Genomic DNA, 14,555 nt, shown 5'->3' with positions numbered 1-14,555 from the left:
TCATCCGAGGAATGACGTTATCAATCAGAAATAAAAAACGGGTTTTCCCGTACTTTTTCTTCCCGCACGAATAACGTGTCAAAAAACCACGGGAAAAATTGCTTTTGTATGGTGCATGGCAAAAAAACGCCGGACGCATTTACCGCTCGTGAACCCCTGGATGGCCGATTAAGCCGAAAACTTGGCGTCGGCACCCTGCGGGCCCGTAGTAACGTGGGCCGAAAGCTTTGAAGCCGGCCGCCGCGAGTTAATGGCGGCCATGTCTTGCGGCACGCGATCGGTGAACAGACAAAAAGGCCAGGCCATGGACACAGGGGTGACGACTGAGAACGGCCTCATCGGCGAGTTCGTGAGGGAATTCGTCGGCGTGGTGCCAACGGAACTGCTCGCAAGCATCAATGCAGCCATCGAGGCCGCGCGCCACGAATGGCAGCCGCCCGACGGCCGCCGGGCGTCGGCCACGGCGCGCCAGTTCGCCGATGCCTTGCGCCTGCACGACGCCTTCAGCGCGATGGAAGCGCAGGTCTGCGCGGCGGCGAGGCTCTGGGTCGGGCAGACGCTGGCGCGCGAGGCCACCGATGCGCCTGTTCATGTGCTGCGTTGCGTCGGGCCGCACATGGCCGCGCAAAGCTACCTGCGCCATTTCGATTCGCATGTGCTCACGGTGCTGATCCCCTTGCAGCGCGCACCGGACGGCGAGCAGAACGGCGACCTGATCGTGCACGTGCGCCGCAACGAGCCGCTCGCGCCGCTCATGCATCTATTTAGCAAGACGTGGCTTTTCTTCGAACATGGCCTGCCCTTCGGGCTGCGGCGCGCGATCGTCAATAGCGGCTTCGGCATGCGTCATTGCCGGCGCATCCGTTGCGAGCCTGGCAACGCCTATGTGTTCAATGGCTTCGTCACGCTTCATCACAACCTGCATGTCGCCGATGGCGAGCGCCGCTCGCTCATCATCCACCATTACGACGCAGGACTCGAAGCCAGGCTGCGCACGATGGTGCGCGCCGTGCGCCATTTCCGCGACCGGCTTGCTGGGTACTCCTGATCGATATTTTGCGAGGTCGCGACGGGCTTGGGGCGATTGTCGGATCGCCGCGAGATCGTGGCGGGCGCGAGCGCATTTTGCCGCCCCATAATCGGCCACTCATGAGCGATGTTCAGGCAAGTCCCACAGCGCGCGCGGAGGCCCAGTGAAAATCCTGATCTACGGCATCAACTACGCACCGGAAATGACCGGGATCGGCAAGTACACCGGCGAAATGGCGGCATGGCTCGCCGCACGCGGCCACGAAGTGCGCGTGGTGACGGCGCCGCCCTACTACCCCGAGTGGCGCGTCGCGAAGCCGTACACCGCGAACCGCTATGCCAGCGAGACGCGCGATGGCGTACGTGTTTCGCGCGCCCCGTTGTGGGTGCCGTCGAAGCCGCGCGGCAAGGGCCGTCTCGTACATCTCGCGAGCTTCGCGCTGTCCAGCCTGCCACTGATGCTGCGTTTCGCGCTCTGGCGTCCCGACGTGGTGTTCTGCGTCGCGCCCAGCCTGCTCAATGCGCCCATCGGCTGGCTCGCAGCGCGGCTGTGCGGCGCGCACGCGTGGCTGCATATTCAGGATTTCGAAGTAGATGCCGCGTTCAAGCTCGACATCCTGCGCGGCTCGTGGCTCAAGCGCACGGCGCTTGCCGTCGAGCGCACGCTGCTCAAGCGCTTCGACAGCGTTTCGACGATCTCCGGCAAGATGCTCGAACGCGCCGCCGACAAGGGCGTGCGCGCCGCGCAACTCGTGCGCTTTCCCAATTGGGCCAGCACGGACGCGGTGTTTCCGCTGGAGCGCACGAGCCGCCTGAAGGCAACGCTGGGCCTCGCGCCCGATGCGGTGGTCGTGCTCTATTCGGGGAACATGGGTATGAAGCAGGGCCTCGACGTCCTGACCGACGCCACGCTCGCGCTCAAGGATCAGCCCGACCTGGCGTTCGTGTTCTGCGGCAGCGGCCCGGCGCGGGCGGCTATCGAAGCAGCATGCGGCCAGTTGCCGAATTGCCGCGTAATCGACCTGCGCCCCGTCGAGGAACTGAACGAGCTGCTCAATCTGGCGGACATCCACGTCCTGCCGCAACGCGCCGATGCCGCCGATCTGGTCATGCCCTCCAAGCTCACCGGCATGTTCGCAAGCGGGCGCGCGGTGATCGCGATGGCCAGCCCCGGCACTGAACTGCACGACGTGGTCGCGCCGCGCGGCATGGTGGTGCCACCCGGCGACGCCCCCAGTCTCGCCCAGGCGATCCGCACCCTGGCCGACGATCCGGTGCGCCGCGCGGAGTATGGCCGCGCGGGCCGGGCGTTCGCGGTGGCGTCGCTCTCGCGCGATGCGGTGCTGGAGGATTTCGAGGCGCATCTGCGCACGGCACGGGCCGCGCGTAAGGAACCGGCCATTGCGCGCGCCGAGGCGGAAAGCACGCCCGCGCTGGAACACGTGCGCGACGCAAAGCGGCCCGGCTGATCGCCTCCCGCCCTTTTTCCAGCTCCAGACGCAACAAAGCCGGCTCTTTCACAAGAACCGGCTTTGTTCGCTGCGTTTCAATCAACCAGCAGATGGGCGGTGTAGTGCAGTCGCTCCGATTGCGGTCAGATCTTTCCCAGCGGTGAACAGCTTAGTCGCGCGGCAGGCCGAACGGCGCGTAGTGCGAGCGGCGGATGCGTTCGGCTTCGCGGCTACGCGCAGCGTACGAATAATCGGCATCCATCGGCAGGTAGGGCGACGCGAAAAAGTCGTCCACCTTCTGGAGCAGTGCGAGGATGAAGCTCATGATGACTCCTGGTTAGGCGGAAGTTAAGGGTTTTCCCTGACTGAAAGCATTATAGGGTTTTCCCTGAGCCAATGCCAGTGCAGTGCAACAAAAAAAGCGCGGCGGGACGTCGCAGCCCGTAAATAGGAGGCCTGCGCAGGAGACCTACGCGTTGCGCTGAGGCAACACATAAGTTTCCTTCTATTTAGGGGTCGAAATCGAACCGCGACGATCAGTTTTTGGTCGTCTGACGCGTGCTCGATTGGGCATGCGCCCTGGCGGCAGCGTGCGAGGCGGCTTTCTCTTTGTCGGCTTTCTCGGCTTTGTCGGCGGCGGCTTTGGCCTTGGCCACGCGTGCGGCGTGGCGCGAGGTTGCCGATGCCGATTGCGCGCGGGCTGCGGCGGGAGCAACCGGCGCGGCCACTGCGGGCGCGACGACCGCGGCCGGCGTAACGGGCGGCGCATCCAGCCGCGCCGTCAGCTTGTCGAGCGCGGCCTGCTGGTTTTGCAGCAGCACTTCGATACGTTGCTGCTGCGCCTGGGCGTCCGACGAGAAGTTGGCCAGCATGGTGGTCTCCACCACCGCCACACCCGTCGTGACGACGAGGGCGGCGACCGCCGCCGTCAGCATCCACTTCGTTCTGCGCGCCTGCACCGCCAGCGCGTCGGCCAGGTCGGACGAGGCCGCCTTGTCGGCTTGCGCATGAACCGGGCCGTGCACGGCCGACTCGAAGTCCGACGCGTGCACCACCGAACTCAGATGCGCCGGATTGCCGCTCGCGCTAGTCGGCGCGTAGGAAAACGCGCTTGCAGTGGACGGTTCGGCAGGCTCGGTGGGCTGCGAGGGTTCAGGGGATTCAACCGCTGCGGCGGCTTTGACGACTTCAGCGGCGTCCGGCGCTTCGGCGCCCGCGGGCGCGGCCGGTTCATCAGCCACCGCAACGTGCTCCTGCGCCGGATCAGCATGGAAAAACGGCTCGGCGGGATCGGCAAGCGGCTCTTGCGGCAGCGGCGCGGTCTTCTGCCGCGCGGCACGGCGCGCGGCGGGCGACGCCATCGCGCGACCGACTTTCGGGCTCACGCCCGGCGTCGAGCCAGCGAACTCAGGCGCGAGGCCGTCTCCGAACAGGTCGAGGGTAGGTTCAGCGGGCGCGGTGTCCAGCGTCACGCCCGTGGTGGTCTCAGGCGCTGCTGCTCGCCGGCGGGACGTCGTGCCGCGCGCACTGCGCCCGGCTTCCGACGATTCATTCTCTGCGTTGTCTGCGTAGTCTGCTTGATCGGCCATGGGTCAACGATGAGGCTCGCTTCGGATGAACTCGCGTCGCGCGGCGGTCTAGCCTGGCCGCAGCGCGACAGCCGCGATCGCTCTTCGGGCGCCCGTGCGTCGACCCCGTATTCCCGTCGACCGTCCGCGCGCCCTGGACAGGCATCTTAGCCGCAAACGTTGCCGGTGTGCGTCCCTAAAATATGAAGTATCCATGACGCATCGACGCATCGATCCGCGCGTCAGGCGGGCCCCCTTAGCTCTGCGGGCCGTCCTCGCGAAACTCCTTGACGGCGTCCAGCCTGCGCAGCGCCGTGCAGATCGCGTCGTACTCCATCGACGACACGCGCGCCAGCACGATCATCACTTCGTCGAGTTCGGGCGAATCGTCGCTCTGCTGCACCACGAACTGCTTGACGCGCGGGCTCGACGTGCCCAGCGCGTCGTGCAGCGAATGGAACGTGAGCGCGCCGCGCTGCACCAGCAGCGAGATCTGCCGCCGCTGCCGGAAGGTGATGAAGCGGCGCTCCAGCGGCTTGATGCCCGCGAGGATGATGAGGATGATCACGGTCGCCGCGATCGACGCGGTATAAAGCCCGCCGCCCACCGCGAGCCCGATCGCCGCCACCGACCAGAGACTCGCCGCCGTGGTCAGGCCGCGCACGATCTCGCCGCGCAGCAGGATCGAGCCCGCGCCCAGGAAGCCGATGCCCGACACGACCTGCGCCGCCATCCGTGACGGGTCGAGCACGACATGATCCATGCTCAGCACATCGGCGAAACCGAACGCCGACACGATCATGATGAGCGCCGATCCCACGCACACCAGCATGTGCGTGCGCAGCCCGGCGGCCCACGACAGCCGCTCGCGCTCGAAGCCGATGACGCTGCCCAGCGCCGCCGCGATGACGAGCCGCGAGATGAGTTCGAAGTTGTTCAGCATGGTTGTCGTTCTCCTTTTTGTTGGAATGGGGAATTGCGGGTCGGGGACGGGCGGCGCGGGCGGCCTGCATGGCCCGAAAGGCAAGCTTTAGAAAGGCTTCGATTCGAGACAGGGCGCGCCGCAGCGTACAATCGCCGACACTGTTTTCGCTTCGTGCCGCCGCTTGCCGCGCACACGCCTCCATGAACGCATTCACCGGCGCAGCCAGCCTGCGCGACCACTACACCCGCATCGTCCTGCCGCTGTGGCGCGGCCCCGGCTTCAACGCCGCGCTGCGCCTGCCGCACGAGGCCATCGACGCCAGCGGCAGCCAGCCCCTGCCCGACGCGCGCTACCGCGCCATGGCCTGCGCCCGCCAGCTCTTCGTGTTCTCGCAGGCCGGCGACGCCGCCCACGCGCATACGCTGTTCGAATCGCTGCGCCACACCTTTCGAGACCGCACGCACGGAGGATGGTTCTACAGCGTCGATCCGCAGGGCGCGCCGCTCGATACCACCAAAGACCTCTATACGCATGCGTTTGTGGTGTTCGCGTGCTCGGCGTATGGCCAGCGCTTCGGCGTGAGCGAGGCGCTCGACGCGGCGCGCGAGACTTCCGCGCTGATCCTCGACCGCTTCAGGGCGCCCGACGGCCTGCTGCATGCCGCGCTCGACGTCTCGTTCTCAAACGTCATCGGCGGCCCGCTGCAAAACCCGCTGATGCACCTGACCGAAGCCTGGCTCGTGGCCCGCGACGCCACCGGCGACGCCGCCTTCGACACCGCCATCACGCAGCTTTGCGAAGCGCTCGCGCGCGGCTTCCTGCACGCGCCGACGGGCTGCATCGCCGAATTGCCGCTGGGCGCGGCCGGCAACCGGCTGGAGCCGGGCCATCAGTTCGAGTGGTTCTGGCTCGCGGCGCAGGCAGGCGAGCAGCGGCTGGGCGCGTCGGGGCTACAGGAAGCGCTTGTGCGCGCGTTCGCCTTTGCGGTGAAGCACGGCGTGAGCCCGGTCACGGGCGCCGTCGCCGCGGCGCTCGACGAGCAAGGCCGCGTGACCGACGCCACGCAGCGCATCTGGGCGCAGACGGAGTACCTGCGCGCGATCGCGACACACGGCGATACCGTTGTGCGCGCAACGTTGGACGCACAGATCGAGCGGTTCGCGGGGCGTTTCCTGACGCCGCAAGGCTGGGTCGAATGCCGCAGCGCAAACGGCGAGATCGCGCGCGCCGATATGCCTTCGACCACGCCGTATCACCTGCTCACGGCCTACAACGCGCTGTAAAAACCGGCGCCAGGAATAGAAAAAGGGCGGTGCATCTGAATCGATGCACCGCCCTTTCTTCATGCTGAAAGCACTTCTTGCCTGAATGCTCAGGCCGTTGCGAATGCGCCTTCCGGCTCCTTGCGCAGCGCGCTCATCTCGGCGAGATGGCGGCCTTCGGCCAGCACGGCTGGCGAGATCTCGAACGCCGCGACCGCTTCGGCAAGCTGGCGCGTCTGCTGGTGCAGCGAGGCCGCCGCTGCCGCCGCTTCTTCGACCAGCGCCGCGTTCTGCTGCGTCATCTGATCCATCTGCGACACGGCGGTATTCACCTGATCGATGCCCGCGCTCTGTTCGAGCGACGACGCGCTGATGCCCGCCATCATCTGCGTGGCGCGCGAGATCGACGTCGATACTTCGCGCATCGATTCGCCCGCGCGTTCGACCAGTTCAGAGCCGCCGCGAATCTGCGCGACCGATTCGCTGATCAGCGTCTTGATCTCCTTGGCCGACTGCGCGCTGCGTTGCGCAAGTCCACGCACCTCGCCCGCCACCACCGCGAAGCCGCGGCCCTGCTCGCCCGCACGCGCCGCTTCGACGGCGGCGTTGAGCGCCAGAATGTTGGTCTGGAACGCGATGCCATCGATCACGCCGATGATCTCGGCGATCTTGTCCGAGCTTTGCGCGATGGCGTGCATGCGCTCGACCACCTCGCCCACCACCGCGCCGCCGCGCGACGTCGCGTCGAGCGCGGCTTCGGCCAGCGCGTTGGCCTCGCGGGCGTTTTCGGCGGTATTGCGCACCGTGCCGGTGAGCTCTTCCATGCTGGCCGCCGTCTCTTCGAGCGAGGCAGCCTGCGATTCCGTGCGCGCCGACAGGTCGGCGTTGCCAGTGGCGATTTCGTCCGCGCCGACGTTGATGCCGCCCGCCGTCTCGCGCACCGTGTTGACCGTGCGCGCAAGGCTCGCCTGCATCATCGAAATGCCGCGGAACAGCCGGCCGATTTCGTTGTCGCCGCGCGCGCTCACGGTTTCGTCCAGGCGCCCGCGTGCGATGCGGTCGAAGTGGCGGCCCGCTTCTTCAAGCGGCGCGACCACGCCCTTGCGCAGCCCGAAGTGCACGCTGGTGGCGAGCGCGATCAGGCCAATCAGGATCACGATGCCCACGCTCTGGAACACGGCGAGGCGCGAATCGATCGACTCCAGCGAGCTGCGGCTGGCCGCCGAGCTGAAGCGCGAGAACTCCTGCAACTCACCCAGGTAAGCGTCCTGGTAGGACTGCGTCGGCTGGTCGAGGAAGGCCTGGATGTTGTTCGCGTTGAGGTCGTCGACGAGTTCGGCGAGCGCCTTGTGATAGACCTGATAACGCTGGCCGAGCGCGGCCACGCGTGCACGGTCTTCGTCGTTGATCGGCTCGACGGCGTTGAGCGTGGCGAACGACTGATCGGCTGCGGCCAGTTGCTCCTGCGCGTGGCCGATGATGTCGGTCGGCGCCGCGCCGCCGCCACGGATCAGGCGAGTGCCTGCGCGCGACAGGTTGATGCGCGCGTCCATCAAGTGCTGGGTGGTTTCATTGGCGGCGCTGGCCTGACGCAGCGCAACCTTGGAGAGATCCTTGACGTCATCGTGCGTGCGGGTGAGCGACCAGAAGCCGAGGCCCTCGGTTACGAGCTGGAGCACGCAGAATGCGACTAGAACGCATAGAAGGCCGGATGCGACCTTGATCTTGCTGAACATCTTGAACACCTGGGGTGGCAGTGAGTGTGGGATGAACGCACGCATGTGATCGCGCGCGCCTGCACTGCGTTTACGGCATCGGCAAACGTTGTATTGAGGCTAAAAAGATGAAATTTCAGCATCAAAACGGCGACAGATCGTTTCGCAATCAGCCGCCGAAATGATTACGAAAGCAGCCCGTCGATTCATTTTATTTTTCGCAACAATACTTGCGCCGTCACCCTGCGATTCACCTTGCGCCGCCGCAAGTCGCTTCCTAGAGTGGTTATGAATCCATGCGGGCGCACGCCCGGGGCAGACTTCCATGACCGATCTGGTGGATCGCGCGCGCGGCGCGCTGATGGCGCAGCCGTTCAGCATGCTGCTGGGCACGGAACTGATGCACGTCGGCCCCGACGAGCTGACACTGCGCCTGCCTGTGCGCGACGAACTCAAGCAGCAGCACGGCTATGTGCATGGCGGCGTGATCTCGTATCTCGCCGACAATGCGCTAACATTTGCAGGCGCGCTGGCGCTCGGCCCGCGCGTCGTCACCGGCGAATACAAGATCAACTATCTGAGGCCGGCGCTCTCCGGCACGCTGATGGCGCGGGCGCGCGTCGTCCACGCGGGACGTCAGCAGGCAACCTGCCAGTGCAGCGTGTACGTGATGGAAGACGGCGGCGAGCGGCTGGTGGCGCTCGCGCAGGGCACCGTCAGCAGGATGGCGGAAGCGGGACGGCCGGAAGAAAACGCCCAGGTTGGCTGACGCGGTTCGGTTGAACCGCGCGACGTGACGACAACGTCACCGAATTGCGCCGAAATGCGCGAGATCTGCAAAACAAGGATAAATCCGCGTTTCTGTCGCATATTTCAAAGCCATTACGCTTGACCTGCATTCCTTACAAATCTAACCTCCGGCGGTTTTCAGAGAACCCGCCGCCGTGTCCCCGTCCAGCACAACCACGATTGCCGCCGCAGCGCTCGCGCTTTACAGCCTGCCTTCGCTCGCCCAGAGCGAGGGCGCGATTTTCGTCGACGGCCTGCCGGGCGCGGACACGCAGCGTCTGCAGCAACAGCGGCTCGATGCGACTTCGACCAACGGCGCGCTCGGCAACGCACTCGACGAGGGCGCGCAGTCCAACAATGCCGCTGTCACGGATCTCGCGCATCTGCCTGCGGAAACGCCGTGCTTCCAGATCGACAAGGTCGAGATCGCGAACAATCCGTTCCGCTCGCTCCAGCAGGTCGTCGCGCCCGTCGTGGGTCAATGCGTGGGCGCGGCCGGCCTGAAAGCCACCCAGGACGCCGCCGCCAATGCGCTGATCGGCAGCGGCTACATCACCTCGCGCGTGAGCGTGCCGCCGCAATCGCTCGCAGGCGGCACGATCGGGCTGGAGGTACAGCCAGGCCGTGTCGGCGAAGTGCGTGAAGTGCGTGAAGTGCGCGAGGACGTCGCGGCGCCAGGCAACCTCGCGCGCGCATTGCCGCTGCGCACCGGCGACCTGCTCGACCAGCGTGGCGTCGATCAGGCGCTGGAAAATCTTCGCCGCCTGTCCTCGCAGTCGAACGCACGCTTCGACATCATGCCGGGGGCCAATCCCGGCGAGTCCGACATCGTGCTATATCCCGGCGACGGGAAGCGCTGGCGTGCAGCGATCGGCTATGACAACGCTGGCCAGAATGCGACGGGCAAGAACGAAATCTATGGGCTGCTAACCATTGACTCGCCGCTGCATCAGTACGACCAGCTGCAGGTCTCCGGCCTCACCAACGCCGACCGTGGCGCGCCCGGCAAGGGCTCGACCCAGGCAAGCGCCTCGTACAGCGTGCCGTTCGGTTACTCGATGGTTTCGTTCGACGCGTATCGCAGCAGCTACCTGCAAACGCGCTCGACCACCTTCGGCGACCTGCAGTACACGGGCGAACAGAAAGGCGCGGGCGTGAAGCTTTCACACGTCATCCAACGCAGCGCCCGCTCGCGCACCGAACTGAGTGCACGCCTGTATCGCGCGATCAATCACAACTACATGGCCGATACGCTGGTCGACGTGCAGGATCGCGACGTCTACGGTTATGAGCTGGGCGTGTCGCATCGCCATTTCTTTGGGCGCGTACAGGTGGACGCATCGCTGGGCTGGCGCGCGACCTTGCCCGGCCTCTCCCGCGCGCCCGGCTATGTGCTCGACGACGATCGCTTCAACGGCCGTGAACAGATCGAGACGGCTTCGGTGTCGGTGCTCGCGCCGTTTCGCGTGGCCAACCAGCCGTTCTCGTATCAATTCACGTGGACGAGGCAGAACGCGCGCACGCGCGTGACTTCGCCCGACTTCTTTACGATCGGCACCCGCTATGCCGTGCGCGGCTTCGACCAGCAGACGACGCTCGCGGCGGAAAACGGCTGGGCCGTATCGAACGAACTCGACTGGTACGCGCCGACGTCCTTTGGCGTGCAGGCGTTTTACGTAGGGCTCGACGCCGGGCGCGTGAACGGGCCGACCGCGCCGTACCTGACGGGCAACACCCTGGTGGGAACGGTGGCGGGCATCAGGGGCACGCTGGCGCCAAAGAATCGCTTCGCGGCGGGCGTCAACTATGACGTTTCGCTGGGATGGCCGCTCTACAAGCCGAAGGCGTTCCCCAATCGCACGCCCACCATGCTGGTTCAGGTCACCGCAATGGTCTGAACGCTTCTCCGCCGTTTTATCAACATCACGCTAGAGGCAATAATTAGTATGGCAAAACAAATCGGCAGCACCCGTCCGCTCTGGTTCGCCGCTCGCGCCAGCGCCTTCGCCGCGTTGTGCACGTTCGGCATGCAGCCGTTCGTCGCCAGCGCGCAGATCGTCGTCGATCCGGGCGCCGCCGCGCGCGCGTCGCTCGGCGCGTCGGGCAACGGCACGCAGGTCGTCAACATCGTCGCGCCGAACGCGGCCGGCGTGTCCAACAACCGCTTCACGCAATACAACGTCGGCACTGGCGGCGTGATCCTGAACAACGCCACGCAAGCCGTGCAGACACAAACGGGCGGCGCGGTGCAGGCGAATGCGGCGCTGGGCGGGCGTAACGCGAATCTCGTGCTGATGCAGGTCACCGGTGGCCAGGCGTCGCAACTGCTCGGCACGACCGAAGTCGCGGGCAAGGGCGCGAATGTCGTGCTCGCCAATCCCGCCGGCATCACCTGCTCGGGCTGCGGCTTCCTCAATGCCCCGCGCGTCACGCTCGCGACCGGCACGTCCGTCCTCAACAACGACGGGTCGCTGGGCGCCATCGACGTCAAGCAAGGCACGATCGCCATACAAGGCAAGGGGCTCAATGCGTCGTCAAGCGCGGTCGACCTGATCGCGCGCGCGATCACCGTCAACGCCGAGGTGCGCGGCAAGTCGATCGATGCGATCGCGGGCGCGAACCGCGTCGACTACGCGTCGAAGAACGCCACCGCGCAGCAAGGCACGGGCGAGAAGCCGCAAGTGGCCATCGACGTGCAGTCGCTCGGCAGCATGTACGGCGACGGCGCGGTGCGCCTGATCGGCACCGAAGCCGGTGTCGGCGTGCGCGACAACGGCGCGCTCACCTCGCTCACGGGCAACCTGAGCATCGCATCGAACGGCGACGTGTCGATCGGCGCGCCCGCACGCGTCAAGGCAGGCGGCGACCTGGACGTGCGCGGCGTCAACGTGCGCAACGACGGCGCGATGGGCGCGCAGGCTGTCCGTATCACCGGCCAGAGCGCGCTGACGCAGACCGGCACCGTCGAGGCGACGCGCGACGTCTCGCTCTACGGCGACCAACTCACGCTTTCGGGCGGCAGCGTCAAGGGCGCGTCGGTCGCGCTGGGCGGCACGAACGTGAGCAACCAGGGCGCGACGGTCAACGCCAGCCAGCAGCTCGGCGTCAATGGGAGCCGGGTGAGCAATGCAGGCACGCTCAGCTCCGGCGGCGACATGAGCATCGGCGCAACGGATCGCTTCACGAACGCGAAGGGTGCCGTCCTCGCACAAAACAGCGTGCAGTTCACGGGCGGGACGCTCGACAACAGCAACGGCAAGATCGACGCCGTGAAGGGCGGGATTTCCGCGCAGGCGCAGCGCATCGTCAACGCGAATGGCGCGATGCACGCCAACGGCATGCTGTCGCTGGACGCGCAGAACCTGGACAACACCAAGGGCACGCTGGCCACGGCAGGCAACGCGACGATCAACGCCGCTGCGGGCATCGACAATACGAATGGCGTCATCGACATCGGCAATGGCGCAACCGTTCGCACGAACGGCGTGCTGCTCAACGCGCAGGGCAACCTGAAGGCCGCCGACCTGACGACGCTGGAAGCCGCCACGCTCGACAACCGCAGCGGCACGCTCGCCAGCACGCGAGGATCGGCGCGGATCCAGGGCCGCGAGATCCTCAACGCCAGCGGCCGCATCGCTTCGGCCGACCGTCTCGACCTGAATGCCGACTCGCTCGACAACATGGCCGGCACGATGACGATGCAGGGCCCCTCGACGATCAACGTCAACGGCAAGCTGAACAACGATCGCGGCTCGATCGTCTCGCAGACCTTCGTCTCGGGCACGGCGGGCACGTTGTCGAATGTCGGCGGCACGATTTCCGGCGATATCCGCGCGCGTTCCGCCAATGGCGGCGCACAGCCACAACCGCAACCTGCGCCGCAACCGGACGCAAACGCCGCCGAAACACCGGCGGGCTACGTCCGCGTCGCGATGCAGGACTACGATCCGAACAAGTATCAGTCGGGCTATTTCGCCCCGGACGGCTACTTCTACGGCTACGTCGGCACGACCGTGCAGGCAATGCGCTAAAGAAAACACGGCGCGCATGAGCGCCTGAAGCAAACGGGCCCCGGCACGCATCGCAGCGTGCCGGGGCCCGTCCTGTTTCCGCGCCGAAGCTTACTCAGCCGCGCGCGTCTTCTGCTGTTGCTCGCCCAGGCCCTCGATGCCCAGGCGCACCATCTGTCCCGCCTTCAGGTACACGGGACTGGGCTTCACGCCCATGCCCACGCCCGGCGGCGTGCCGGTGGAAATCACGTCGCCCGGTTGCAGGCTCATGCACTGCGACACATACGACACGATCTTCGCGACCGTGAAGATCATCGTGCGCGTGTTGCCGTTCTGGTAGCGATGGCCGTCCACTTCGAGCCACAGCGACAGGTTCTGCGGATTGGGCACCTCGTCGCGCGTGACGAGCCAGGGGCCGGTCGGGCCGAAGGTGTCGAAGCCCTTGCCCTTGTCCCACTGCCCGCCGCGCTCGATCTGCCATTCGCGCTCGGACACGTCGTTGATGACGCAGTAGCCCGCCACGTGATCGAGCGCTTCGGCCTCGCTCACGTTCTTCGTGTGCTTGCCGATCACCACGCCCAGCTCCACTTCCCAGTCGGTCTTGACCGAGCCGCGCGGAATCTCGATGTCGTCGTTCGGGCCGACGATGGCGCTCGTCCACTTGTTGAAGATGACCGGCTCGGCGGGAATCGGCATGTTCGATTCGGCGGCGTGATCGGCGTAGTTCAGGCCGATGCAGACCATCTTGCCGATATGGCCCACGCACGCGCCGATGCGCGGATTGCCTTCGACCAGCGGCAGCGTTTCGGGGTCGATCGTGCGCAGCTGCGCGAGGCCCGCGTCGGAGAGCACGTCGCCCGCGATATCGGCGACATTGCCGGACAGCGCGCGGATTCGGCCTTCGGCGTCGAGCAGGCCCGGCTTTTCGTGGCCTTTCGGGCCATAGCGAAGCAGTTTCATCGTTTATCTTCCTCGTCTCTTTCTACAGATTCGTTTGTGTACGGCGCATCGGCTTCAGTTCGACCAGCCGCCGTCGATCACGTGCGCCTGGCCGGTCGTGAACGCCGATTCGTCCGACGCAAGATACAGCGCCAGCGCGGCAATTTCCTCGGTCTTGCCCACGCGGCCCATTGGCTGGCGCGCGACGAAGGCGGCGCGCGCCGCGTCGACGCTCGTGCCCTGCGCCACCGCCTGCGCAGCGATGCGCTCCTCCAGCGACGGCGAGGCCACGGTGCCGGGACAGATCGCATTGCAGCGGATCCCGCGCGTCACGAAGTCGGCGGCCACGGCCTTGGTCAACCCTATCACAGCGGCCTTGGACGCGCCGTAGACGAAGCGGTTGGGCACGCCCTTCACGCTCGACGCCGCCGACGACATATTGATGATCGAGCCGCCGCCCGCCTCCAGCATCGCGGGCAGGAACGCGCGAATCGTGCGGTACATGGCCTTGGCGTTGAGGTCGAACGCGAAATCCCAGTCGGCCTCGCTCGCTTCCAGGATCGAGCCCGCGTGCACAAAACCCGCGCAGTTGAACAGCACGTCGATGGCGCCCAGTTCCTGCGCGAACGCGTTGATCGACGCGCTGTCACGCACGTCGAGCGTGCGCGCTTCGACCGGCAGTTTGCCCAGCGCGTCGATGCGCACGTCGGTGGCGATCACGCGCGCGCCCTCGCGTGCGAAGAGCTCCGCCGCCGCGTAGCCAATGCCCTGGCCCGCCGCAGTGATCAAGGCCGTCTTGCCGGCCAGTCTTTGTCCCCTTTGTTGCTGCTGTTCCATCTGCCACTCCCGTTGATCCGGTGATTGATG

Annotated in this window: 12 protein-coding genes; 6 read left to right on the top strand and 6 right to left on the bottom strand. The window is 66.2% G+C overall.

All coding sequences use genetic code 11. The features are described from left to right. Positions 1–304 precede the first annotated feature (304 nt). Positions 305–1,048: a hypothetical protein gene (locus BBA01S_RS45335; RefSeq protein WP_052391981.1), complete on the top strand. Its 744-nt coding sequence runs from the start codon at positions 305–307 to the stop codon at positions 1,046–1,048. Between the two features lie 145 nt (positions 1,049–1,193). Next, the gene (locus BBA01S_RS31485; RefSeq protein WP_027819917.1) at positions 1,194–2,498 is read left to right on the top strand and encodes a glycosyltransferase WbuB; all 1,305 of its coding nucleotides are present in this window, start codon (positions 1,194–1,196) and stop codon (positions 2,496–2,498) included. 151 nt (positions 2,499–2,649) lie between these two features. Here BBA01S_RS31485 and BBA01S_RS47670 read toward each other — a convergent pair whose 3' ends face one another. The 3 genes from BBA01S_RS47670 to BBA01S_RS31470 form a co-directional block, all read right to left on the bottom strand. Beyond that, positions 2,650–2,805 carry a hypothetical protein gene (locus tag BBA01S_RS47670; RefSeq protein ID WP_167336062.1) on the bottom strand — a complete coding sequence of 52 codons (156 nt, stop codon included), beginning with the start codon at positions 2,803–2,805 and terminating at the stop codon, positions 2,650–2,652. Positions 2,806–3,016: 211 nt separating this feature from the next. Continuing rightward, entirely contained in the window at positions 3,017–4,069 is a 1,053-nt protein-coding gene (locus BBA01S_RS31475; RefSeq protein ID WP_027819916.1) for a hypothetical protein, read from the bottom strand. Between the two features lie 235 nt (positions 4,070–4,304). After that, positions 4,305–4,991 carry an MgtC/SapB family protein gene (locus tag BBA01S_RS31470; RefSeq protein ID WP_027819915.1) on the bottom strand — a complete coding sequence of 229 codons (687 nt, stop codon included), beginning with the start codon at positions 4,989–4,991 and terminating at the stop codon, positions 4,305–4,307. Positions 4,992–5,173: 182 nt separating this feature from the next. Between BBA01S_RS31470 and BBA01S_RS31465 the strand changes: the two genes are divergently transcribed. Next, positions 5,174–6,256: an AGE family epimerase/isomerase gene (locus tag BBA01S_RS31465; protein WP_027819914.1), complete on the top strand. Its 1,083-nt coding sequence runs from the start codon at positions 5,174–5,176 to the stop codon at positions 6,254–6,256. An 89-nt stretch (positions 6,257–6,345) separates the two neighbouring features. Here BBA01S_RS31465 and BBA01S_RS43625 read toward each other — a convergent pair whose 3' ends face one another. Next, a complete protein-coding gene (locus BBA01S_RS43625; RefSeq protein ID WP_042298240.1) occupies positions 6,346–7,971 on the bottom strand; it encodes a methyl-accepting chemotaxis protein in 1,626 nt (541 codons plus the stop codon). A 304-nt stretch (positions 7,972–8,275) separates the two neighbouring features. Here BBA01S_RS43625 and BBA01S_RS31455 point away from each other — a divergent pair, with 304 nt between their 5' ends. The 3 genes from BBA01S_RS31455 (at position 8,276) to BBA01S_RS43620 (ending at position 12,770) form a co-directional block, all read left to right on the top strand. Further along, positions 8,276–8,719, top strand: coding sequence for a PaaI family thioesterase (locus tag BBA01S_RS31455; protein WP_027819913.1), 444 nt, complete (start codon positions 8,276–8,278; stop codon positions 8,717–8,719). Between the two features lie 175 nt (positions 8,720–8,894). Further along, positions 8,895–10,637, top strand: coding sequence for a ShlB/FhaC/HecB family hemolysin secretion/activation protein (locus BBA01S_RS31450; protein ID WP_027819912.1), 1,743 nt, complete (start codon positions 8,895–8,897; stop codon positions 10,635–10,637). A gap of 48 nt (positions 10,638–10,685) precedes the next feature. After that, on the top strand, positions 10,686–12,770 hold the full coding sequence (locus tag BBA01S_RS43620) for a two-partner secretion domain-containing protein (protein WP_042298228.1): 2,085 nt from the start codon (positions 10,686–10,688) through the stop codon (positions 12,768–12,770). 90 nt (positions 12,771–12,860) lie between these two features. On the opposite strand, the gene BBA01S_RS31440 is transcribed toward BBA01S_RS43620, so the two are convergent. Together BBA01S_RS31440 and BBA01S_RS31435 are read right to left on the bottom strand one after the other, a co-directional pair. Next, entirely contained in the window at positions 12,861–13,709 is an 849-nt protein-coding gene (locus BBA01S_RS31440) for an ureidoglycolate lyase (protein ID WP_027819911.1), read from the bottom strand. A 54-nt stretch (positions 13,710–13,763) separates the two neighbouring features. Continuing rightward, on the bottom strand, positions 13,764–14,525 hold the full coding sequence (locus tag BBA01S_RS31435; protein ID WP_042298227.1) for an SDR family oxidoreductase: 762 nt from the start codon (positions 14,523–14,525) through the stop codon (positions 13,764–13,766). Positions 14,526–14,555: the final 30 nt, after the last annotated feature.

This window comes from Paraburkholderia bannensis NBRC 103871, from assembly GCF_000685015.1.
Lineage (GTDB): Bacteria > Pseudomonadota > Gammaproteobacteria > Burkholderiales > Burkholderiaceae > Paraburkholderia > Paraburkholderia bannensis.
The sequence above is the reverse complement of the archived record's forward strand: the minus strand, read 5'-3'. Positions and strand labels throughout refer to the sequence as shown.

Excerpts from the sequence above, each read along its gene's own strand:
- BBA01S_RS43625 (WP_042298240.1), bottom strand. The coding sequence starts at position 7,971 with ATGTTCAGCAAGATCAAGGTCGCATCCGGCCTTCTATGCGTTCTAGTC.
- BBA01S_RS31435 (WP_042298227.1), bottom strand. The coding sequence starts at position 14,525 with ATGGAACAGCAGCAACAAAGGGGACAAAGACTGGCCGGCAAGACGGCC.
- BBA01S_RS31465 (WP_027819914.1), top strand. The coding sequence starts at position 5,174 with ATGAACGCATTCACCGGCGCAGCCAGCCTGCGCGACCACTACACCCGC.
- BBA01S_RS43620 (WP_042298228.1), top strand. The coding sequence starts at position 10,686 with ATGGCAAAACAAATCGGCAGCACCCGTCCGCTCTGGTTCGCCGCTCGC.
- BBA01S_RS31470 (WP_027819915.1), bottom strand. The coding sequence starts at position 4,991 with ATGCTGAACAACTTCGAACTCATCTCGCGGCTCGTCATCGCGGCGGCG.
- BBA01S_RS31475 (WP_027819916.1), bottom strand. The coding sequence starts at position 4,069 with ATGGCCGATCAAGCAGACTACGCAGACAACGCAGAGAATGAATCGTCG.
- BBA01S_RS31455 (WP_027819913.1), top strand. The coding sequence starts at position 8,276 with ATGACCGATCTGGTGGATCGCGCGCGCGGCGCGCTGATGGCGCAGCCG.
- BBA01S_RS31440 (WP_027819911.1), bottom strand. The coding sequence starts at position 13,709 with ATGAAACTGCTTCGCTATGGCCCGAAAGGCCACGAAAAGCCGGGCCTG.
- BBA01S_RS45335 (WP_052391981.1), top strand. The coding sequence starts at position 305 with ATGGACACAGGGGTGACGACTGAGAACGGCCTCATCGGCGAGTTCGTG.
- BBA01S_RS47670 (WP_167336062.1), bottom strand. The coding sequence starts at position 2,805 with ATGAGCTTCATCCTCGCACTGCTCCAGAAGGTGGACGACTTTTTCGCG.